At 70.6% G+C, this 18070-nt stretch carries 21 protein-coding genes, 1 tRNA gene and 1 riboswitch; of the genes, 12 read left to right on the top strand and 10 right to left on the bottom strand.

Translation table 11 applies throughout. The annotated features are described in order from the left end of the window. Positions 1-179: 179 nt before the first annotated feature. A complete protein-coding gene (locus ACIBEA_RS34040; protein ID WP_399267046.1) occupies positions 180-566 on the bottom strand; it encodes a DUF488 domain-containing protein in 387 nt (128 codons plus the stop codon). Beyond that, complete coding sequence (locus tag ACIBEA_RS34035) at positions 563-994, bottom strand: hypothetical protein (RefSeq protein ID WP_399267045.1); 432 nt, start codon at positions 992-994, stop codon at positions 563-565. Before ACIBEA_RS34035 ends, ACIBEA_RS34040 begins: the two co-directional genes overlap by 4 nt. A gap of 238 nt (positions 995-1232) precedes the next feature. Between ACIBEA_RS34035 and ACIBEA_RS34030 the strand changes: the two genes are divergently transcribed. Then, complete coding sequence (locus ACIBEA_RS34030) at positions 1233-1985, top strand: MBL fold metallo-hydrolase (RefSeq protein WP_399267044.1); 753 nt, start codon at positions 1233-1235, stop codon at positions 1983-1985. Positions 1986-1996: 11 nt separating this feature from the next. Here the strand turns inward: ACIBEA_RS34030 and ACIBEA_RS34025 are convergent, their stop codons facing one another. The 3 genes from ACIBEA_RS34025 to ACIBEA_RS34015 all read right to left on the bottom strand — a co-directional run bounded on the left by ACIBEA_RS34025 (position 1997) and on the right by ACIBEA_RS34015 (position 5849). Then, a complete protein-coding gene (locus ACIBEA_RS34025; RefSeq protein ID WP_399267043.1) occupies positions 1997-2896 on the bottom strand; it encodes a hypothetical protein in 900 nt (299 codons plus the stop codon). 118 nt (positions 2897-3014) lie between these two features. After that, positions 3015-4262, bottom strand: coding sequence for a PTS transporter subunit EIIC (locus tag ACIBEA_RS34020; RefSeq protein ID WP_399267042.1), 1248 nt, complete (start codon positions 4260-4262; stop codon positions 3015-3017). 288 nt (positions 4263-4550) lie between these two features. Then, positions 4551-5849 (bottom strand): PTS transporter subunit EIIC, encoded by a 1299-nt coding sequence (locus ACIBEA_RS34015; RefSeq protein WP_399267041.1) that lies wholly within the window; start codon positions 5847-5849, stop codon positions 4551-4553. Between the two features lie 207 nt (positions 5850-6056). Between ACIBEA_RS34015 and ACIBEA_RS34010 the strand changes: the two genes are divergently transcribed. From ACIBEA_RS34010 to rdgB, 4 genes are all read left to right on the top strand, one after another. Beyond that, positions 6057-6335: a glucose PTS transporter subunit EIIB gene (locus ACIBEA_RS34010; protein ID WP_399267040.1), complete on the top strand. Its 279-nt coding sequence runs from the start codon at positions 6057-6059 to the stop codon at positions 6333-6335. A 130-nt stretch (positions 6336-6465) separates the two neighbouring features. Continuing rightward, positions 6466-7191, top strand: coding sequence for a ribonuclease PH (gene rph / locus ACIBEA_RS34005; RefSeq protein ID WP_399267039.1), 726 nt, complete (start codon positions 6466-6468; stop codon positions 7189-7191). 124 nt (positions 7192-7315) lie between these two features. Next, positions 7316-7702: a hypothetical protein gene (locus ACIBEA_RS34000; RefSeq protein WP_399267038.1), complete on the top strand. Its 387-nt coding sequence runs from the start codon at positions 7316-7318 to the stop codon at positions 7700-7702. A 42-nt stretch (positions 7703-7744) separates the two neighbouring features. Continuing rightward, positions 7745-8377: an RdgB/HAM1 family non-canonical purine NTP pyrophosphatase gene (rdgB, locus tag ACIBEA_RS33995; protein WP_399267037.1), complete on the top strand. Its 633-nt coding sequence runs from the start codon at positions 7745-7747 to the stop codon at positions 8375-8377. A 50-nt stretch (positions 8378-8427) separates the two neighbouring features. Here the strand turns inward: rdgB and ACIBEA_RS33990 are convergent. The 4 genes from ACIBEA_RS33990 to bcp all read right to left on the bottom strand — a co-directional run bounded on the left by ACIBEA_RS33990 (position 8428) and on the right by bcp (position 10479). Then, positions 8428-8502: transfer RNA gene (locus ACIBEA_RS33990), tRNA-Leu, on the bottom strand. 47 nt (positions 8503-8549) lie between these two features. Further along, positions 8550-8684 carry an HNH endonuclease gene (locus ACIBEA_RS33985; protein WP_399267036.1) on the bottom strand — a complete coding sequence of 45 codons (135 nt, stop codon included), beginning with the start codon at positions 8682-8684 and terminating at the stop codon, positions 8550-8552. A 527-nt stretch (positions 8685-9211) separates the two neighbouring features. Continuing rightward, positions 9212-9862 carry an HNH endonuclease gene (locus tag ACIBEA_RS33980; RefSeq protein ID WP_399267035.1) on the bottom strand — a complete coding sequence of 217 codons (651 nt, stop codon included), beginning with the start codon at positions 9860-9862 and terminating at the stop codon, positions 9212-9214. Positions 9863-10011: 149 nt separating this feature from the next. Continuing rightward, positions 10012-10479, bottom strand: coding sequence for a thioredoxin-dependent thiol peroxidase (gene bcp, locus ACIBEA_RS33975; RefSeq protein WP_399267034.1), 468 nt, complete (start codon positions 10477-10479; stop codon positions 10012-10014). Between the two features lie 112 nt (positions 10480-10591). On the opposite strand from bcp, the gene ACIBEA_RS33970 reads away from it, so the two are divergent. The 3 genes from ACIBEA_RS33970 to ACIBEA_RS33960 all read left to right on the top strand — a co-directional run bounded on the left by ACIBEA_RS33970 (position 10592) and on the right by ACIBEA_RS33960 (position 11764). Next, on the top strand, positions 10592-10912 hold the full coding sequence (locus ACIBEA_RS33970; RefSeq protein WP_399267033.1) for a DUF3618 domain-containing protein: 321 nt from the start codon (positions 10592-10594) through the stop codon (positions 10910-10912). A gap of 22 nt (positions 10913-10934) precedes the next feature. Beyond that, a complete protein-coding gene (locus tag ACIBEA_RS33965; protein ID WP_354382545.1) occupies positions 10935-11279 on the top strand; it encodes a co-chaperone GroES in 345 nt (114 codons plus the stop codon). 62 nt (positions 11280-11341) lie between these two features. Next, positions 11342-11412: riboswitch (guanidine-III (ykkC-III) riboswitch) on the top strand. Positions 11413-11443: 31 nt separating this feature from the next. Continuing rightward, positions 11444-11764 (top strand): multidrug efflux SMR transporter, encoded by a 321-nt coding sequence (locus ACIBEA_RS33960; protein WP_328298869.1) that lies wholly within the window; start codon positions 11444-11446, stop codon positions 11762-11764. Here the strand turns inward: ACIBEA_RS33960 and ACIBEA_RS33955 are convergent. Further along, positions 11758-14430, bottom strand: coding sequence for a transglycosylase domain-containing protein (locus ACIBEA_RS33955; RefSeq protein ID WP_399267032.1), 2673 nt, complete (start codon positions 14428-14430; stop codon positions 11758-11760). The genes ACIBEA_RS33960 and ACIBEA_RS33955 overlap by 7 nt on opposite strands. Positions 14431-14586: 156 nt before the next feature. Between ACIBEA_RS33955 and ACIBEA_RS33950 the strand changes: the two genes are divergently transcribed. The 4 genes from ACIBEA_RS33950 to ACIBEA_RS33935 all read left to right on the top strand — a co-directional run bounded on the left by ACIBEA_RS33950 (position 14587) and on the right by ACIBEA_RS33935 (position 18043). Next, a complete protein-coding gene (locus ACIBEA_RS33950) occupies positions 14587-15420 on the top strand; it encodes an ABC transporter permease (RefSeq protein ID WP_399267031.1) in 834 nt (277 codons plus the stop codon). A gap of 82 nt (positions 15421-15502) precedes the next feature. Next, complete coding sequence (locus ACIBEA_RS33945; protein ID WP_399267057.1) at positions 15503-16267, top strand: ABC transporter permease; 765 nt, start codon at positions 15503-15505, stop codon at positions 16265-16267. Between the two features lie 50 nt (positions 16268-16317). Next, the gene (locus ACIBEA_RS33940) at positions 16318-17283 is read left to right on the top strand and encodes an ATP-binding cassette domain-containing protein (RefSeq protein WP_399267030.1); all 966 of its coding nucleotides are present in this window, start codon (positions 16318-16320) and stop codon (positions 17281-17283) included. A gap of 76 nt (positions 17284-17359) precedes the next feature. Then, positions 17360-18043 (top strand): DUF1707 domain-containing protein, encoded by a 684-nt coding sequence (locus ACIBEA_RS33935; protein WP_399267029.1) that lies wholly within the window; start codon positions 17360-17362, stop codon positions 18041-18043. The last annotated feature ends 27 nt before the right edge of the window (positions 18044-18070 follow it).

The raw sequence follows: 18070 nt of genomic DNA, 5'->3' as shown, positions 1-18070 counted from the left end.
TTCTTTCGCTGTATTACTGGCTCCTTACCCCCCCCGCCCCCCCGCCGGCCGGCCCCCCCCCCCCGGCCCCCGCCCCGCCCCCCCCCGCCCGCGCCGCCCCCCCCCCGCCGGAGGCTGTACGGGCCTGCGGCGGGCCCTCAAACGCCGGGCGGGCTGGTTGTGCCCGGGCGGCCCCCGGGTCAGGGGGACAGGAGGGCGGCCAGGACCGCGGCGTGGCTGGACGCCGGGTCCTTGACCGCGGTCAGCAGGGTCAGGGGCCCGGCCCCCGCCAAGGCCCGCAACCGCTCCAGCGCGGCCACCGCCCCGGCCCCGGCCAGCTCCGCCTCGTACCGCTCGCGGAACTCCTCGAAGTCCCCGCCCCCGCCGTGGAACCACGTGCGCAGCTCCGCCGACGGGGTGAGCTCCTTGGGCCACTCGTCCACCGCGGCCACCGCCTTCGCCAGCCCGCGCGGCCACAGCCGGTCCACCAGCACGCGGACGCCGTCCGACGCCGGGTCCGGGGGATCGTAGACGCGCCGCAGCCGCACCCCCGGGGTCCCCGTCGACCCCGATCGCGACCGAGTCACCGGTCCTCACCTCCGAGTCCGAGCCCCTTCACCTGGTCCCACACCGCGGGATCCACGGAACCGACCCGCCGGCGCAGCTCCCACACCGAGACCTCCCGCGCCCGGTCCGCCTCCACGAACGCGGCTCGGCCGTGCGCCGCCCCGAGCACCCCCGGCGGCAGCGCGATCACTCCCGGCCGGGCGTCCCGGTACTTCCCGGTCACCGGTGCGACCCGCGCACGCGCCCCCCGTACCGCCAGGACCAGGTAGGAGCGGCCGTCCGCCAGGCACCACAACTCGCGCGCCACCGGCTGCGGCGCCGGCCCCGGGCCGTGCCCGGCCGCCGCGGCCCGCCCCGGCCGCACCGCCGCCTTCCGCCGTCCCGCCACCAGCAGCACGAGGGCCACGGCGACCACCGCCGCCACCCCGGGCCACCAGGACGTGTCCATGCATCGACCGTAACCGCGCCCCCACCCGCCCGCACGTGCCGCGCACGGCCCGTGCGCGGCAACCCGTGTACGGACCGTCGCTCCACCGGGTGACACCGCAGGTGAGTTGCCCCACAACGGCCCGCCGCGGAGGAGCGACGGGACGATTCGCGCTTTACGCTCGACTCCACGCACGCCCCCGTCGCCCTCCCCGTATCCGTGTAACGTCCACGGACCGTCCACGGAGGTTCCCGTCTCCATGAAGCTCACCGTCGTCGGCTGCTCCGGCTCTTTCCCCTCAGCGGAATCGGCCTGCTCGAGCTACCTCGTCGAGGCCGACGGCTTCCGGCTGCTCCTCGACATGGGCAACGGCGCCCTCGGTGAGCTGCAGCGACACTGCGGTCTGTACGACCTCGACGCCGTCTTCCTCAGCCACCTGCACGCGGACCACTGCATCGACATGTGCGGCTACTTCGTCGCGCGCTACTACCGCCACGAGGGCGGCCGCTGCGGGACCATCCCCGTCTACGGCCCCGAAGGCACCGAGAAGCGCCTGACCACGGCCTACGAGGACGTCCCGGACGAACGCTCCATGAGCGAGGTCTTCGACTTCCGCACCCTCAAGCCCGGCACCTTCGAGATCGGCCCCTTCCAGGTCCGCACCGAGCGCGTGTCCCACCCCATCGAGTCCTACGGCATCCGGCTCGAACACGGCGGGCGCTCGCTGACGTACTCCGGCGACACCGGGGTCTGCGCCGAGCTGGGCCTGCTCGCCGAGGACGTGGACCTGCTGCTCTGCGAGGCCTCGTTCACGCACGGCAAGGAGGACATCCCCGACCTCCACCTCAACGGCCGCGAGGCCGGGGAGTTCGCCCGCGACGGCCGGGTCGGGCGGCTCGTCCTGACCCACATCCCGCCGTGGACCGACGCCGAGCGCAACCTCGCCGACGCCCGCGCCGTGTACGGGGGCCGCGTGGACCTCGCCCGGGCGGGCGAGGTCTACGAGGTCTGACGCCGCCCCGCCTACCGGGAGCGGCGGCCCGACAGCGCCATCCGGTTCCAGGTGTGGCGCCGGCCGCGGATGGCCACCGAGTACGCGTACATGACCTCGGGGTCGCACATCCCCGGGAGGTAGGAGTCGCCGAAGTGGTGGGCGTCGAAGCCCGCCTCCTTCGCGTTCAGGGCGAGCTGCGGGACCACGTTCGCGTGGCTGCCCTCCTGGCTCGTCCCGATGGCGCCCATCACGATCGCGCCCGCGTCCTGCACCGCCGCCACCGCCTCGGCCGCCAGCTCCCGCGTCACCCCGGGCAGCGTGCCGGGCAGCGGCATGACGACCCCGTCGGCGCCCGCGTCCACCAGCGCGGTCAGCCGGGCCGTGGTCACCCGCTCCGGGTGCCCGGCGTGGTGCATCTTGCCCGACCACAGGGCCGCGTCGTCGCCCAACCCGAGGCGCAGCTCCTCGGTCACCCGGGCCATCGCGTCGTACGAGCCGCCCGTACCCGGGTTCGCGGTGATGCACAGCATCGCCGCCCCCATGTCGATCAGCCGCTTTGCGTACTCCGGCTTCGCCCGGCGGATCTCCGGTACGTCACCGGGCTCCAGGTTCACGCCGATCGGCCGGCCGATCACCTGGGCCAGTTCCGTGAACGACGCGAACTCGCCCAGCCCCGGCAGCCGCAGCCGCTCCCCGTCCCAGGCGCGCTCGATGAGGTTCAGCACGACGACGTCCGCGCCGAAGGCGGCGACCAACTCGGCGTTGTGCACCCCGCGGCCGTCCGGGTGCGGGGACAGCGCCGCGCGTTCGCCGAAGACCTCGGCGACCATGGTCCGCCCCTCGGCGGCGGCCACGGCCCGGGTCAGTGCCCGCCCGCGCAGGGCGGCGAGCTGTTCGCGGTCAAGGTCGAGAATGCGCTGTTCTGTCATGGTTACCAGGCTAGGCAACGCACAACGGCCGAAGCCCCTGTCTTCCGGAGGGAAAGACAGGGGCTTCGGACCTTGATGTGCGCGCCGGACGCCCCGGGGGGCGGGGTGCGGCCGAGGCTTACTTCGCCTCGGCCTTCTCCATCTCGGCGATCTCCTCGTCGGACTCGCGGCCCGGCGTCGGAAGGTTGAACTTCGTGATGGCGAAGCGGAAGACGACGTAGTAGACGGCGCCGAAGCACAGGCCGATCGGGATGATCATCCACGGGTTCGTGGCGAGCTTCCAGTTCAGCAGGTAGTCGATCAGGCCGGCCGAGAAGCCGAATCCGTCGTGGACGCCCAGGCCCCAGGTGACGGCCATGGAGAGACCGGTCAGCACCGCGTGGACGGCGTACAGGAGCGGGGCGAGGAAGAGGAAGGTGAACTCGATCGGCTCGGTGACGCCCGTGATGAAGGAGGTCAGCGCGAGGGAGACCATCATGCCCATGACGACCTTGCGGCGGCTGGGCTTGGCGCAGTGGGCGATGGCGAGCGCGGCGGCCGGGAGGCCGAACATCATGATCGGGAAGAAGCCCGACATGAACTGACCGGCGGTCGGGTCACCGGCGAAGAAGCGCGGGATCTCACCGGTGACGATGGAGCCGTCGGGCTTGGTGAAGGAGCCGACCTGCTGCTGGAAGAACGTGTTCAGGAACTGGTGCATGCCGACCGGGATCAGACCGCGGTTGAACACGCCGTAGATGCCGGCGCCGACCGAACCGAGGCCGATCAGCCAGTCACCGAAGCTGGCCAGCGCGTCGCCGACCGGGCCCCAGGCGAGACCGAAGAAGACGCCGAAGGCGGTGCCGATGAAGGCCATGAGGATCGGGACGAGACGGCGGCCGTTGAAGAAGCCGAGCCAGTCCACCAGCTTGGTGCGGTGGTACTTCTCCCAGATGATCGCGGTCACGAGACCGACGATGATGCCGCCGAGCACGCCCGGGTCCTGCGGCTTGCCGGCCGGCAGCGCCGCGGTGATCGAACCGTCGATCGGGAACGCGGTCAGTACGTTCTTGTAGACGAGGAAGCCGACGAGCGCGGCGAGGGCGGTCGAACCGTCTGCCTTCTTCGCGTAACCGATGGCGACACCGACACAGAACAGCAGGGCCAGGTTCGCGAAGACACCGTCACCGGCCTTCGCGAAGACCGTGGCGACCTTGCCCCACTGGAGGCCGTCCTTGCCGAAGACGTCGTCCTGGCCGAGGCGCAGCAGGATCGCGGCGGCCGGCAGAACGGCGACGGGCAGCTGGAGGCTGCGACCCACCTTCTGCATGCCCTGCATCAGGCCGGAGCCCCACTTCTTCGTGGGAGCGGCGGTTGCCGTACTCATCAACTTCCTCCATTGGGCAAGGCGCCGCCCGGGGATGTGGAAGGGGGAGGCGACGTCTCAGAAAGGGGGGACCGGGGCCCGTTGGGCCCGCGTGGTCTACACCACTAAGTGGTGTAGACCAGTTGTAGCACGGTGAGGTCTGCATAAGGAACCCTCTCTTCCGTGGTGGTGGACACAAATGGACATGAACGACAAAGGCCCCCGGACCCGAAGGGTCCGAAGGCCTTGATGCCCGGGACGGAAGGCCGCTCGTCCCGTTTGTGCGCCGCGCCGTGCCCCGACCAGCGGCTACTTGACGTTCTCCCGCTCCATCTCGGCGATCTCCTCGTCGGACTCGCGCCCCGGTGTCGGGAGGTTGAACTTGGTGATCGCGAAGCGGAAGAGGGCGTAGTAGACCACCGCGAAGCACAGCCCGATCGGGATGATCATCCACGGCTTCGTGGCGAGGTTCCAGTTGAGGAGGTAGTCGATCAGACCCGCCGAGAAGGTGAAGCCGTCGTGCACCCCCAGCGCCCAGGTGACCGCCATCGACACGCCCGTCAGCACCGCGTGGATCGCGTACAGCAGCGGCGCGATGAACAGGAACGAGTACTCCAGCGGCTCCGTGATGCCGGTGATGAAGGACGTGAGTCCCACCGACAGCATCAGACCGCCCACCTGCTTGCGCCGGGCCGGCTTGGCGCAGTGCGTGATCGCCAGCGCCGCCGCGGGCAGCGCGAACATCATGATGGGGAAGAAGCCGGAGAGGAACAGCCCCGCGTCCTTGTCGCCCGCCAGGAACATGGCGATGTCACCGTGCACGACCTGACCGTCCGGCTTGGTGAAGCTGCCGAACTGGAACCACACCGGCACGTTCAGGAACTGGTGCAGGCCGATCACCAGCAGCGCGCGGTTCGCGATGCCGAAGATCCCGGCGCCCCACGAGCCCAGACCCACCAGCCAGTCCGAGAAGCTCTCCAGCGCGTCACCGATCGGCGGCCAGATCCACAGGCAGATCACGGCGAACACGATCGCGATGAAGGCCATGATGATCGGGACCAGTCGGCGGCCGTTGAAGAAGCCCAGCCAGTCGACCAGCTTCACCCGGTGGTAGCGCTGCCAGAACCAGGCCGCCAGCAGGCCCATGACGATGCCGCCGAAGACCCCCGGGTTCTGGAAGGTGTACTCCGCGAAGGAATCGCCCTGCCCCAGGCAGCCGCCCCCGATGTCCTTGGTGCCCTCCGGGCACGACTTGGGGAAGGCGTGCAGGACGCCCCGGTAGACGAGGAAGCCGACGACCGCGGCGAGGGCGGTCGATCCGTCGGCCTTCTTGGCCATGCCGATGGCCACGCCGATGCAGAAGAGGAGCGGCAGGCCGATGTCGGCGTTGAGCAGCGCGCCGCCCGCGCTCCCCATCACCTTCGCCACGTCCGTCCAGCCGAAACCGTCCTTGCCGAAGACGTCGTCCTGGCCGAGCCGGTTGAGGATGCCGGCCGCGGGGAGGACGGCGATCGGCAGCTGGAGGCTGCGGCCCATCTTCTGGAGCCCCTGGAAAATGCCGTTCCACCACTTCTGTTGTGGCACTGCTGCGGCGCTGCTCGCGCTCATCGGCGTCCTCCCTGGCCGGCCGTCGGAGCGGCCCGTTTTTGGCAGTTGCGACACTTGCGGCACACTGGTGTAGACCACTTCCGGCGCGGTCGCGTCCAGGCTGATGCTGATCGTTATGATTCGGCACATACCGGACATGTGCCCATGTAAATGGGCCAACCGTGCCAACCGTGGGCTACCGTGACAGAGCGGACGCTCACGCGGAGTATGCACCGCCGAGACTCGTTCTTCGTAGAACTCAGGGAGAAACAGATGGCCACCAAGGCTGAGAAGATCGTCGCCGGGCTCGGCGGTATCGAGAACATCGAAGAGGTCGAGGGCTGCATCACGCGCCTGCGCACCGAGGTCATCGACCCGAGCAAGGTCGACGAGGCCGCACTGAAGGCCGCCGGCGCCCACGGCGTCGTCAAGATGGGCACCGCGATCCAGGTCGTCATCGGCACCGACGCCGACCCGATCGCCGCCGACATCGAAGACATGATGTGAGCTGAGCCCACCCGGCTCGCACACCCCGACCGCCCCGGCGGCCGTACGCGAAAGACCCCGTCCGGGCGCACCGGGCGGGGTCTTTCGCACAGCGCCGTGGGGCGGGCGCGCACCGGCTAGGCTCGGAGCCATGTCTCGCATCGACGGCCGTACGCCCGAACAGCTCCGCCCGGTCACCATCGAACGCGGATGGAGCAAGCACGCCGAGGGCTCCGTCCTCATCTCCTACGGCGACACCAAGGTCTTCTGCACCGCCTCCTTCAGCGAAGGCGTCCCGCGCTGGCGCAAGGGCAGCGGCGAAGGCTGGGTCACCTCCGAGTATTCGATGCTGCCCCGCTCCACCAACACCCGCGGCGACCGCGAGTCCGTACGCGGCAAGATCGGCGGCCGCACCCACGAGATCTCCCGCCTCATCGGCCGCTCGCTGCGCGCCGTCATCGACTACAAGGCCCTCGGCGAGAACACCATCGTCCTGGACTGCGACGTCCTCCAGGCCGACGGCGGCACCCGCACCGCGGCCATCACCGGCGCCTACGTCGCCCTCGCCGACGCCATCGCCTGGGGCCAGCAGAAGAAGCTGATCAAGGCCGGCCGCAAGCCGCTCACCGGCACCGTCGCCGCCGTCAGCGTCGGCATCGTCGACGGCGAGCCGCTGCTCGACCTCTGCTACGAGGAAGACGTCCGCGCCGAGACCGACATGAACGTCGTCTGCACCGGCGACGGCCGCTTCGTCGAGGTCCAGGGCACCGCCGAGGGCCAGCCCTTCGACCGCAAGGAACTCAACGCCCTGCTCGACCTCGCCGCGGGCGGCTGCGCCGACCTGGAGGCCATCCAGCGCGGCGCCCTGGAGCTGTAACGGCCGGGCTGTGGCAACCGAGCCGCAGCAACCGCGGGGCGCGGTCCCGCGTCATGACGGGTACGGGCGCACGGTGTCAAAGCCGTGCGCCCGTCCACGTATCCGGCCACCCGGGGGAGCCCGCATGTCCCAGTACCGTCGCCTGTCCGCCGTCCTGCTGGCGGCCGCGCTCGCCGTGCCCGCCCTGACCTCCTGCGACGCGATCTCCACGGCGATGGACTGCGCGAACACGGCGGTGGCCATCACGGACGGCGCGAACGACCTCCAGCAGGCCGTCTCCCAGGCGGGCAACAGCCCCCAGGACGCCCAGAACGCGCTCAACCAGATCGAGCAGAACCTGAAGAAGGTCGGCGACCAGACCGGCAACGCCGACCTCGGCAAGGCGGTCGACTCCATGACCAAGGCCGTCCAGAACGTCCGCACCTCCATCGAGAGCGGCAACAAGGCCCCGGACATCACCCCGGTCGCCGACGCCGCCAAGGAGATCTCGAAGGTCTGCACCCCCGGCTAGGGCGCCTCCTGACCGGAACCGGGCCGACGGGATAATGAGGACATGACCTCCACGCCCACCACGCCCCCGGCCCGCCCCCGCCTGATCCTGGCCACCCGCAACGCGGGCAAGGTCACCGAACTGCGGGCCATCCTGTCCGACGCCGGCCTGCCGCACGAGCTGGTCGGCGCGGACGCGTACCCGCAGATCCCCGACGTCAAGGAAACCGGCGTCACCTTCGCCGAGAACGCGCTGCTCAAGGCCCACGCCCTGGCCCAGGCCACCGGGCTCCCGGCCGTCGCCGACGACTCCGGGCTCTGCGTGGACGTACTGAACGGCGCCCCCGGCATCTTCTCGGCCCGCTGGGCCGGCACCCACGGCGACGACCAGGCCAACCTGGACCTCCTGCTGGCCCAGCTCGGCGACATCGGCGACGAACACCGCGCGGCCCACTTCGCCTGCGCCGCCGCCCTCGCCCTCCCGGACGGAACCGAACGCGTCGTCGAGGGCCGCCTCCTGGGCACCCTGCGCCACACCCCCGCCGGCACCGGCGGCTTCGGCTACGACCCGATCCTCCAGCCGCTGGGCGAGTCCCGCACCTGCGCCGAACTGACGGCGGCGGAGAAGAACGCCATCTCCCACCGCGGCCAGGCCTTCCGCGCCCTGGCCCCGGTCGTCCGCGAACTCCTGGGCTGAGGGCCAACGAGAGCGGTCGGTGGCATCGAGGATGTCACCGACCGTAGCTGTGGGCCCGGTGGGACTCGAACCCACGACATACCGGATCTAAACCGGCATCCTCTCGCCAGCTGGGATACGGGCCCGTTGTGCACACCTTACTGGGCGTCGTGATGTTGATGTGAGGGGATCTTCAGCGCAACGACTGTTGGGCACCTCCCCGGCACCAGGTGCTGGTGATCGCATGACAGTTGGGGCAGAGCAGCCGCAGGTTGTCTCGGCGGTCGTCGCCCCAGTTCCCGTTGATGTGGTCGACCTCCAGCGTCATGGGCAGCCCTCCCCACTCGGGAGGTGTCCCACAGCGGGCGCATTCGTTGGGCACACCAACCTCACGCAGCGCGCGGCGCAGAAGTCTAGTTGTGGTGCGCCGCTCCCCATCGTGGCGGACGAGTATCTCTGAAGCGGGCCGGGCGGCAACCGTTCCTGGCTTCCCTCGCTGATGAGCCTTGCCAAGGAAATGGGAAGTGTCCAGTCCGGCTTCTCGGGCCCACGTTTGGAGGGTCGCCAACCGTCGAGTGTGGAAAGGGAGCCCGAGATGCCGGAGTGTCCCGGACCACGACTCGGTCGAGGCGACCGCGTCCCGCAACGAAGCCTCATCGGGTTTCCCGCGCCGGTGGTACGGGCGCCGCTTGAAGTGGGCGATGTCGATCCCGTACGTGGCGAAACGGCGGATGAGGTACTGCTTCAGCCGCTTGGGGTGTGGCTCGATTCCATAGCGGGCTATCACCTCGTCGATGTCCCGACACTGTGTCGCGGCTTCTGTCAGGAGTGCCCGGGTGTAGCCGCTGCCAGAACTCATCGGCGCCCCTTGCCGCGGCCCCGGTAAGTGTCCGTGGTGGAGTGGCAGTTGGGGCAGAGGAAGCGCAGGTTGTCCGCGCGGTTGTTGCGCCAGTCGCCGTCGATGTGGTCGACCTCCAGGCTCAGGGGCTCACCCAGCCAACGTGCCTCGATGCCGCACATGGTGCAGCGCTCCTGACGCCCGATCTCCAGCAGGGCGCGTCGTAGTCGGGTGTTCGCGGTTCTGGTGGCGGACACCGACCGGTCCTCGCGGAGGATCTCCTCGGCCGACCGCCGTCGACCGTTGTGCCGCATGTTCGCGGTTCGTGGCGGCGGCGTGAAGTGCGAGGTGTCTATTCCGAACGCCTTCACCCTGCGACTGATGTGCGTGTGGTGGCCGCCCACCACGTCGAGGCCGAGTCGCCGCAAGACCTCGCACATGGTGGTCGAGGCCGCGACGGCCTCCGTGAGGATCTCCCGGGTCCATTTCGTGCCCTCGGGCCGGAAGTGCGACGTGTCCACGCCCAGCTTGCGCATACGGTCGTGCAGGTATCGCCTGCGCGACGGGTTCTTGGGTTCCAGCCCCAGGGCCAAGAGCGCCTCGGACAGCGTCCGCGCCCCCTTCGCGGCCTCCGTCAGGCGTTCCCTCGTGTACGGACTGATCGGCATGTCCACGTCCCTCCGGTTCCGGCCGCGCGTGCGGCCCTCGTACGGAGTAACGGGCCGATAGTCGGACGGTTACGGGGGATTTCGTCCGATGAGCAGAGCGGCCCGCACCCCGGCAAAGGGTGCGGGCCGCTCTGTGGAGGACGGGCGGGTCAGATGCCCAGGTCCTTGATGATCTTGGCTACGTGGCCGGTGGCCTTGACGTTGTAGAAGGCGTGCTCGACCTTGCCCTCCTCGTCCACGACCACGGTGGAGCGGATGACGCCGGTGACGGTCTTGCCGTACAGCTTCTTCTCGCCGTAGGCGCCGTACGCCGTCAGGACCTCCTTCTCGGGGTCGCCGACCAGGGTGACCTTCAGGTGCTCCTTCTCGCGGAACTTCGCCAGCTTCTCCGACTTGTCGGGGGAGACGCCGATGACGTCGTAGCCCGCCGTGGCCAGCAGGGCGAGGTTGTCGGTGAAGTCGCAGGCCTGCTTCGTGCAGCCCGGGGTGAGGGCCGCCGGGTAGAAGTAGACGATGACCTTGCGGCCCTTGTGGTCGGCGAGCGAGACCTCGTTGCCGTCCGCGTCGGGCAGGGTGAAGGCGGGTGCGGTGTCGCCGGGCTGCAGTCGCTCGCTCATGTCTCAGCAGTCTCCTCGGGAGGGGATCGGTACGGGACGAGACTAAGCTGACAGACTGTTCACGGCGGACTACGCCCCTTACGACCAGGACCACGACGACGGAGGCAGCGCGGTGCCGGAAGCCAGGACCCCCGAGCAGATCGAGGCGGACATCGTCCGCAGGCGCGAGCAGCTCGCCGAGACGCTCGACGAGATCGGCGTGCGCATGCACCCGAAGACGATTGTCGGGGACGCCAAGGCCAAGGTCGCCGGAGCCGTGGACCACACCGCGGGCCGCGCCTTCGTCGCCGTCAACCGGCTCGTCACCGATGTGAAGGGCGGGCTGCGCGACGAGGGCGGGGCTCCGCGCATCGAGCGGATCGTGCCCGTCGCGCTGGTCGCCGTGGCCCTCGTCGGGTTGCTGGCGCTGGGCGCCCGCCGCAAGCGCGCCTGACGCGGACGGGTAGGTTCGGGGCGTGAGCGAGAACAGCACCCACGACGACAAGCTGCCCATCCGCATGCTGCACGACCGCGTGCTCGTACGGTCCGACACGCCCGAGGGCGAGCGTCGCTCGGGTGGCGGGATCCTGATCCCGGCGACGGCCGCGGTGGGCAAGCGGCTCGCCTGGGCCGCCGTGGTGGCGGTCGGGCAGAACGTGCGCAGCGTGGAGCCGGGTGACCGGGTGCTGTACGACCCGGAGGACCGGGCCGAGGTCGAGGTGCGCGGGGCGACCTACATCCTGATGCGCGAGCGGGACCTGCACGCCGTGGCCGCTGAGCGGCTGGAAGGCGCCGAGGATTCGACCGGTCTCTATCTCTGAGTCCGTCAAGAGCATGTGGAAGGGCCGGTGACCGAGGTCACCGGCCCTTCGGCTGCTCCTCCCGGGGCCTTTGCTACGGTGGAGGGGATTCCCGACGAGACGCGCCGTACCGGGTCCGACAAGACGACGCACCTGATGTCCGTTCTCGTCCGGAGGTGCCCGTCATGGCATGGATCCTGCTTCTGCTCGCCGGTCTGCTCGAAGTCGGCTGGTCGATCGGCATGAAGTTCACCGAGGGTTTCACCCGGTTGTGGCCCAGTGTGTTCACCGGTGCCGGGATCGTCGCGAGCATGGTGTTGCTGTCCTATGCCGCGAAGACGCTGCCGATCGGTACGGCGTACGGCGTGTGGGTCGGCATCGGCGCGGCCGGGGCGGCGGTGCTGGGAATGGCGGTCCTCGGTGAGCCCGTGACCGCCGCCCGGATCTTCTTCATCTGTCTGCTGCTGGTCGCCGTCGTGGGGCTCAAGGCGACCTCCGGTCACTGACCGAACAGGTCCGGGCCCACTGTTGTGCCGCCGCGGTCGCCCTGGGTCGTCGTACCGCCCTGGGTGGCCGCCGTGGTGCCGCCCTGGTCGCCCGCGGTGGTGCCGCCCTGGTCTCCCTGGGTGGTGCCGCCGCGGTTCCCGGAGGTGGTGCCGCCGTTGCTCGGGGTGCCGGTGGTGGTGGTGCCTCCATTGCTCGGGGTGCCCGTGGTGCCGCCGTTACTGGGGGTTCCGGTGGTGCCTCCCGTGCCGGGGGTTCCGGTGGTGCCGCCGTTGTCGGTGGCCGGGGGGCGGGTGAACGGGTTGTCCGGCGTGACCGGCGGCGGCGGGGGCGGCAGGCCGCCACCGGGCTGGAGGTCCAGGTCGAAGTCCTGCGGGTCGCTGCCGGCGAGCGCCGCCTTCGTGTACGCCGCCCAGATCCGGGCCGGGTAGCCGCCGCCGCTGATGCGCGGCTCGCCCAGGGCGCCGTAGAGGGGCTCGGTGGTGCCCTTGTCCGGGTCCTGGCCCATGATCGAGACGACCGTGACCAGGTCCGGGGTGTACGCGGCGAACCAGGCGGCCCGGTCCTGCTCGGCGGTGCCGGTCTTGCCCGCCGCGGGGTGTCCGGCGGCGAGGGCGGCCGTGCCCGTTCCGTTGTCGACCACGCTGACCAGCATCGACGTGGTGGTGTCGGCGGCTTCGCGGGTGACGGCCTGGCGCCCGGAGCGGTCCGGGAGGGGGACCGTGTCGTCGCCCTTGGAGATCTTCTCGACGAAGGTGTACGGGGTGTGGCGGCCGTGGTCGGCGAGGGTCGCGTACGCCTGGGTCATGTCGAGGACGCTGGCCTGCACGGTGCCGAGCGCGATGGCCGGGCCCGTCTCGAAGTTGGGGGTGCTCTCGGGGATGCCGAGGTCGACGGCCGTTTTCTTGACCTTGTCGGTGCCGACGTCGACGGCCATCTGCGCGTACACGGTGTTGACGGAGAGGTCGGTGGCGGTGCGGACGGTGATGTTCCCGAAGGTGGCGTCGTCCTCGTTGGTGGGGGCGAAGGGGATCCGACTGCCGACCACCGGGCGCTTGTTGGCCCCGCTGTAGACGGTGTTCGGGGTGATGGTGCGGCCGTCCTGGGTGCGCGAGTCGTTCTCGACGGCGGAGGTGAAGACGAACGGCTTGAAGGTGGAGGCCACTTGGAAGTCGTGCCGGGTGGCGTTGTTGACGTACTGCTTGGTGTAGTCGATGCCGCCGTAGAGCGCGACGACCTTGCCGCTGGCCGGGTCGATGGAGGCGCCGCCCGCGCGGACGACCCGGTCCGCTTTGCGGGCTTCCGGGTCGAGCTTGCTCAGCATTTGCTTCTGCACGGCGTCGACGAAGGCGTTCTGGCGGCGCTTGTCGATGGTGGTGGTGATGCGGTAGCCGCCTTCGGAGAAGGTCTTGTCGTCGAGGATCTTGCGGTCGACGATGTACTCCTTGATCGCCTCGACCAGGTAGCCGCGCTGGCCCGAGAGGCCGGCGGCCGGACGGACCTTGCCGGGCTCGGGGAAGGTGGTGGCGGCCCGTTCGGCCTCGGGCATCCAGCCCTTCTTCACCATGCCGTCGAGCACGTAGTTCCAGCGGGCGAGCGCGCGGGGGCGGCCCTGGGGGTGGGCGACGACGTCGAAGGCGCTGGGGGAGTTGAGCAGGGTGGCCAGGTAGGCGCCCTCGGCGGTGGTCAGCTTGCTGACGTCCTTGCCGTAGTAGGCCTGGGCGGCGGCCTGGATGCCGTAGGCGTTGCGGCCGAAGTAGCTGGTGTTCAGGTAGCCCTCCAGGATGTAGTCCTTGGACTTCTCCCGGCCGAGCTTGATCGCGATGAAGAACTCCTTGGCCTTGCGCTCCACCGTCTGTTCCTGGCCCAGGTAGTAGTTCTTGACGTACTGCTGGGTGATGGTGGAGCCGGACTGGGTGCCCTTGCCGGTCGCCGTGTTCCAGGCGGCGCGCAGCATCGCCTTGGGGTCGACCGCCCGTTCGGAGTAGAAGTCCCGGTCCTCGGCGGCGAGTACGGCCTCCTGGACGCTCCGGGGGATCTCGGAGAGCGAGACGTTGACGCGGTTGACCTCGCCGTCGCGGGCGAGCGGGGAGCCGTCGGAGTACAGGTACACGTTGGACTGGGCGGTGGCCGCGGCGTTGGCGGGCGGGATCTTCACCAGGAGGTATCCCGCGATCAGGACGCCGCTGATCAGGAGGAGCAGCAGCAGGAACGCGCCGAGCAGCATCCGCCAGGTGGGGAGGGCGCGGCGCCAGCCGGTCCGCTTGCGTTTGGGCGGCCGGGGGCCTTTGGGCGGCCGCGAGCCCTTGGGCGGGGTGGGGGCCGCGGATGCCGCTGCCGCTGCCGCTGTGGCTTCCGCGGCGGGGGCGGGCTTCGGCGCGGGATCGGGTGCAGGCTCGGCGGTGGCCTCGGGTGCGGGTACGGGTGCCGGCTCGGGGTTGGCCTCGGGCGCGGGCGCGGGGTCGACGGCAGCGGGCTCGGCGGCAGCGGGCGTGGGCGCGGCCTCGGCCTCGGGCTCGGTGGCGGCCGGTTCGGCGGCGGTCTCGGGCTCCGGCTCGGGCTCCGGCTCGGGCGTGGGGCTGGGTACGGCGTCCGGCTCGGCCGGTGGTTCGGCGGGGGTGTCCGGGTCCCGAGGGGTCCAGCCCGGCGGTGGTGACTGGTCGCTCATGTCTCCAGGGCTCCTCGGCGCCATACGAAATATCCGTGTCTGTACCTAATGGTGTCTACCCGATGGCCAATGATTCCGCGCCGGACGGGGGTAAATCCCTCGCGTGGATCGCCCCACCGCACTAAGCTCGCGCGCTTTGGCCGTCGTAGGAACAACGTGCAAACGGAGGAATCGGTGCACCGGACCGCGCACCTCTATGCGGCGATCGCGGCGGGCGGCTTCCGCCGCTACGCCACCTACGGAACGGCGACCGCCGCGGGCGTGTTCACCAACACCGTCTTCGGCTTCATCGTGGCGTACACCTACATCGCGCTGTGGGACGAACGACCGGGCCTCGGCGGCTACGACCAGGCGCAGGCCCTGACCTTCGTCTGGGTCAGTCAGTCGCTGCTCGCCGCGGGCGCGCTCATCGGCGGCGGCTTCCAGGAGGAGATGCAGGAGCGCATCCGAACGGGTGACATCGCCGTCGACCTCTACCGCCCCGCGGACCTCCAGATGTGGTGGTTGGCCGCCGACATGGGGCGGGCCGCCTTCCAGTTGCTGGGGCGCGGGGTGGTCCCGCTGCTCGCGGGGGCGCTCGCCTTCCGGCTCGCGCTGCCCACGGCGCCGGGGCGCTGGCTGCTCTTCCTGGTGTCCGTACTGCTCGGGCTGGTGGTGAGCTTCGCGCTGCGCTACCTGCTGGGGCTGTGTGCCTTCTGGCTGTTGGACGGGTCGGGGATCAACATGATGGCGACCCTCGTCTCGATCTTCTTCTCCGGGATGTTGCTGCCGCTGACCGTCTTCCCCGGCGGGTTCGGAGAGGTGGTCCGGATGCTGCCCTGGAGCGCGATGCTCCAGGTGCCGCTGGACGTGCTGATGGGCAAGCACGCGGGGGTCGCGGGCACGGCGCGGGCACTCGGCTTCCAGGCCGTGTGGGCGTGCGCGCTGCTGGGAACGGGCCGGCTGGTGCAGTCGGCGGCGACGCGCAAGGTGGTGGTCCAGGGTGGCTGAGTCGGTGCACGTGCTGGGGGAGCGGCTCGGGTTCTGGCGACAGGCGGGCGCCGGGGTCCGCGGTTACGGCCTGATCGTGGCGATGTGGATCCGCGCGACCATGACCTACCGGAGCTCCTTCCTCATCGCCCTCTTCGGCAACGCGGCCGGGAGCCTGCTGGACTTCGTCGCGATCTACATCATGTTCCGACACGTCCACGTCCTCGGCGGGTTCACGCTGCCGGAGATCGCCCTGTTGTACGGGTCCAGCTCGGCGTCCCTGGGCCTCGCCGACCTGCTGCTCGGCAATACGGACCGGATCGGGGTCCGGATCCGCGACGGCTCGCTCGACACGATGCTGGTGCGCCCGGTGCCGGTGTTGGCGCAGGTCGCGGCGGACCGGTTCGCGCTGCGGCGGCTCGGCCGGGTGGTGCAGGGGCTGGGGGTGCTGGGCTGGGCGGTGTCGGCGCTGGACGTGGACTGGACGCCGGGCCGGGTGCTGCTGCTGCCGGTGATGGTGCTGGCGGGGGCCGCGATCTTCGGGGCGGTGATGGTGGCGGGGGCGGCGTTCCAGTTCGTCGCCGGTGACGCGGCCGAGGTGCAGAACTCCTTCACCTACGGCGGCAACACGATGCTCCAGTACCCGCCGACGGTCTTCGGCAAGGAGCTGCTGCGCGGGGTGACCTTCGTGGTGCCGCTGGCCTTCGTGAACTGGCTGCCGGCCCTGTACGTGTTGGGGCGGCCCGATCCGCTGGGGCTGCCGGGGTGGCTGGCGTTCGTGAGCCCGCTGGTGGCGGGGCTGGTTCTCGTACCGGCGTCGCTGGCGTGGCGGGCGGGGCTGCGGTCCTACCGGAGCACCGGGAGCTGAGGGGCGTGGACGTGGGTGTCGGTGCGGACGAGAGAGCGAGGAGTGCAGTGGTGGAACCGCTGATCGAGCTGGTGGACGTACGCAAGGTCTTCGACGTGCGGCGCCGGACCGGCCTGCTGCGTCGGGAGAAGCGGCAGGTCAAGGCCGTGGACGGGATCAGCTTCGGGGTCGCGCGGGGCGAGATGGTCGGCTACATCGGGCCCAACGGGGCCGGGAAGTCCACCACGATCAAGATGCTGACCGGCATCCTGACGCCCACCGGTGGCCGGTTGCGGGTCGCGGGCATCGATCCGGCGCGCGAGCGCACGCGGTTGGCGCACCGGATCGGGGTGGTGTTCGGGCAGCGCACCACGCTGTGGTGGGACCTGCCGCTGAAGGACTCCTACGGGCTGGTGCGCAGAATGTACCGGATCCCGCCCGACCGCTTCCGCCGCAATCTGGAGCGCTGCGTGGAGCAGTTGGACCTCGGTGAGCTGCTCGACGTACCGGTGCGCCAGTTGTCGCTGGGGCAGCGGATGCGCGGGGACATCGCGGCGGCGCTGCTGCACGATCCGGACGTGCTGTACCTGGACGAGCCGACGATCGGGCTCGATGTGGTGAGCAAGGCCAAGGTGCGTGGGTTCCTGCGGGAGCTGAACGGGGAGTCGGGCACCACAGTGCTGCTGACCACCCACGACCTCCAGGACATCGAGCAGTTGTGCGAGCGGGTGATGGTGATCGACCACGGGCGGTTGATGTACGACGGCCCGCTCGACGGACTGCACGCGGCGGGGCCCGCGGGGCGCGGTGAACGGACGCTGGTGGTCGACCTGGAGCGGGACCTGCCGCCGATCGCGGTGGCGGGTGCGCGCGTGGTGAAGGTGGAGGGGCCGCGGCAGTGGCTGGCCTTCCCGGCGGAGGCCTCGGCGGCCCCGCTGGTGGCGGCGGTGGCGGCGGAGTATCCGCTGGTGGACCTGTCGGTGCGGGAGCCGGACATCGAGGACGTGATCGCGCGGATGTACGCGGGGCGGGAGTAGGGGATCGAGGGGGAGCGGGGGAGCGGGGGCCCGTGACCACTACGGTTCGGGCGGGCGTCTGCATAGGCTGTGCCGTATGAGTGACGAGCGGCCGGAGAAGCCGTTGCCGGAACTGCGGGCGTCCGATGCCGACCGGGAGCGGGTGGTGGAGCTCCTGCGCGACGCCGTCGCCGAGGGTCGGCTCGGCATGGACGAGTTCGAGGAGCGGCTGGAAGCGACCTACGCATCGCGCACGTACGGCGAGCTGGAGCCCCTGACCAGCGACCTTCCGGCGCCGGGGCAGGTTTCCGATGGGCCGGTGTCCTTCAGCAAGGCGCCCGCGCCGCGGTCGGGCGCCTCCTCGGGGGAGTCCTGGCCCGCGCGGATCGGCGGCCGGGGCACGTCGTCCTGGGGCGTGGCGATCATGTCCGCCTTCCAGCGCAAGGGCGCGTGGACGGTGCCCCGGCACTTCTCGGCGGTGGCGTTCTGGGGCGGGGGCGAGATCGATCTGCGCGAGGCCCGGTTCGAGGAGCGCGAGGTGATGATCACCTGTGTCGCGATCATGGGCGGGATCGAGATCGTCGTACCGCCGGGCGTGCAGGTCGAGGTGAACGGCATCGGGGTGATGGGCGCCTTCGACCACCGGGAGATGGACGTCGCGCCGGAGCCCGGTGCGCCGCGGGTGATCGTGAACGGGCTGGCGTTCTGGGGCGGGGTGGACGTGAAGCAGAAGGCCCGCAAGGTCCCGGGGCTGCGTCGCTCGAAGCGCAAGGAGCTGTAGCGGGGGGCGTGCGGGGGCGTGCGCGGG

Origin of the sequence: Streptomyces sp. NPDC051555, from assembly GCF_044454405.1 — a bacterium.
GTDB lineage: Bacteria > Actinomycetota > Actinomycetes > Streptomycetales > Streptomycetaceae > Streptomyces.
The sequence above is the reverse complement of the archived record's forward strand: the minus strand, read 5'-3'. Positions and strand labels throughout refer to the sequence as shown.

Excerpts from the sequence above, each read along its gene's own strand:
- ACIBEA_RS33935 (WP_399267029.1), top strand. The coding sequence starts at position 17,360 with ATGAGTGACGAGCGGCCGGAGAAGCCGTTGCCGGAACTGCGGGCGTCC.
- bcp (WP_399267034.1), bottom strand. The coding sequence starts at position 10,479 with ATGAGCGAGCGACTGCAGCCCGGCGACACCGCACCCGCCTTCACCCTG.
- ACIBEA_RS33980 (WP_399267035.1), bottom strand. The coding sequence starts at position 9,862 with ATGCCGATCAGTCCGTACACGAGGGAACGCCTGACGGAGGCCGCGAAG.
- ACIBEA_RS33960 (WP_328298869.1), top strand. The coding sequence starts at position 11,444 with ATGGCATGGATCCTGCTTCTGCTCGCCGGTCTGCTCGAAGTCGGCTGG.
- rph (WP_399267039.1), top strand. The coding sequence starts at position 6,466 with ATGTCTCGCATCGACGGCCGTACGCCCGAACAGCTCCGCCCGGTCACC.
- ACIBEA_RS34000 (WP_399267038.1), top strand. The coding sequence starts at position 7,316 with ATGTCCCAGTACCGTCGCCTGTCCGCCGTCCTGCTGGCGGCCGCGCTC.
- ACIBEA_RS34015 (WP_399267041.1), bottom strand. The coding sequence starts at position 5,849 with ATGAGCGCGAGCAGCGCCGCAGCAGTGCCACAACAGAAGTGGTGGAAC.
- ACIBEA_RS33985 (WP_399267036.1), bottom strand. The coding sequence starts at position 8,684 with ATGACGCTGGAGGTCGACCACATCAACGGGAACTGGGGCGACGACCGC.
- ACIBEA_RS33945 (WP_399267057.1), top strand. The coding sequence starts at position 15,503 with ATGTGGATCCGCGCGACCATGACCTACCGGAGCTCCTTCCTCATCGCC.
- ACIBEA_RS33955 (WP_399267032.1), bottom strand. The coding sequence starts at position 14,430 with ATGAGCGACCAGTCACCACCGCCGGGCTGGACCCCTCGGGACCCGGAC.
- ACIBEA_RS34020 (WP_399267042.1), bottom strand. The coding sequence starts at position 4,262 with ATGAGTACGGCAACCGCCGCTCCCACGAAGAAGTGGGGCTCCGGCCTG.
- ACIBEA_RS34035 (WP_399267045.1), bottom strand. The coding sequence starts at position 994 with ATGGACACGTCCTGGTGGCCCGGGGTGGCGGCGGTGGTCGCCGTGGCC.
- ACIBEA_RS34010 (WP_399267040.1), top strand. The coding sequence starts at position 6,057 with ATGCACCGCCGAGACTCGTTCTTCGTAGAACTCAGGGAGAAACAGATG.
- ACIBEA_RS34025 (WP_399267043.1), bottom strand. The coding sequence starts at position 2,896 with ATGACAGAACAGCGCATTCTCGACCTTGACCGCGAACAGCTCGCCGCC.
- ACIBEA_RS34030 (WP_399267044.1), top strand. The coding sequence starts at position 1,233 with ATGAAGCTCACCGTCGTCGGCTGCTCCGGCTCTTTCCCCTCAGCGGAA.
- rdgB (WP_399267037.1), top strand. The coding sequence starts at position 7,745 with ATGACCTCCACGCCCACCACGCCCCCGGCCCGCCCCCGCCTGATCCTG.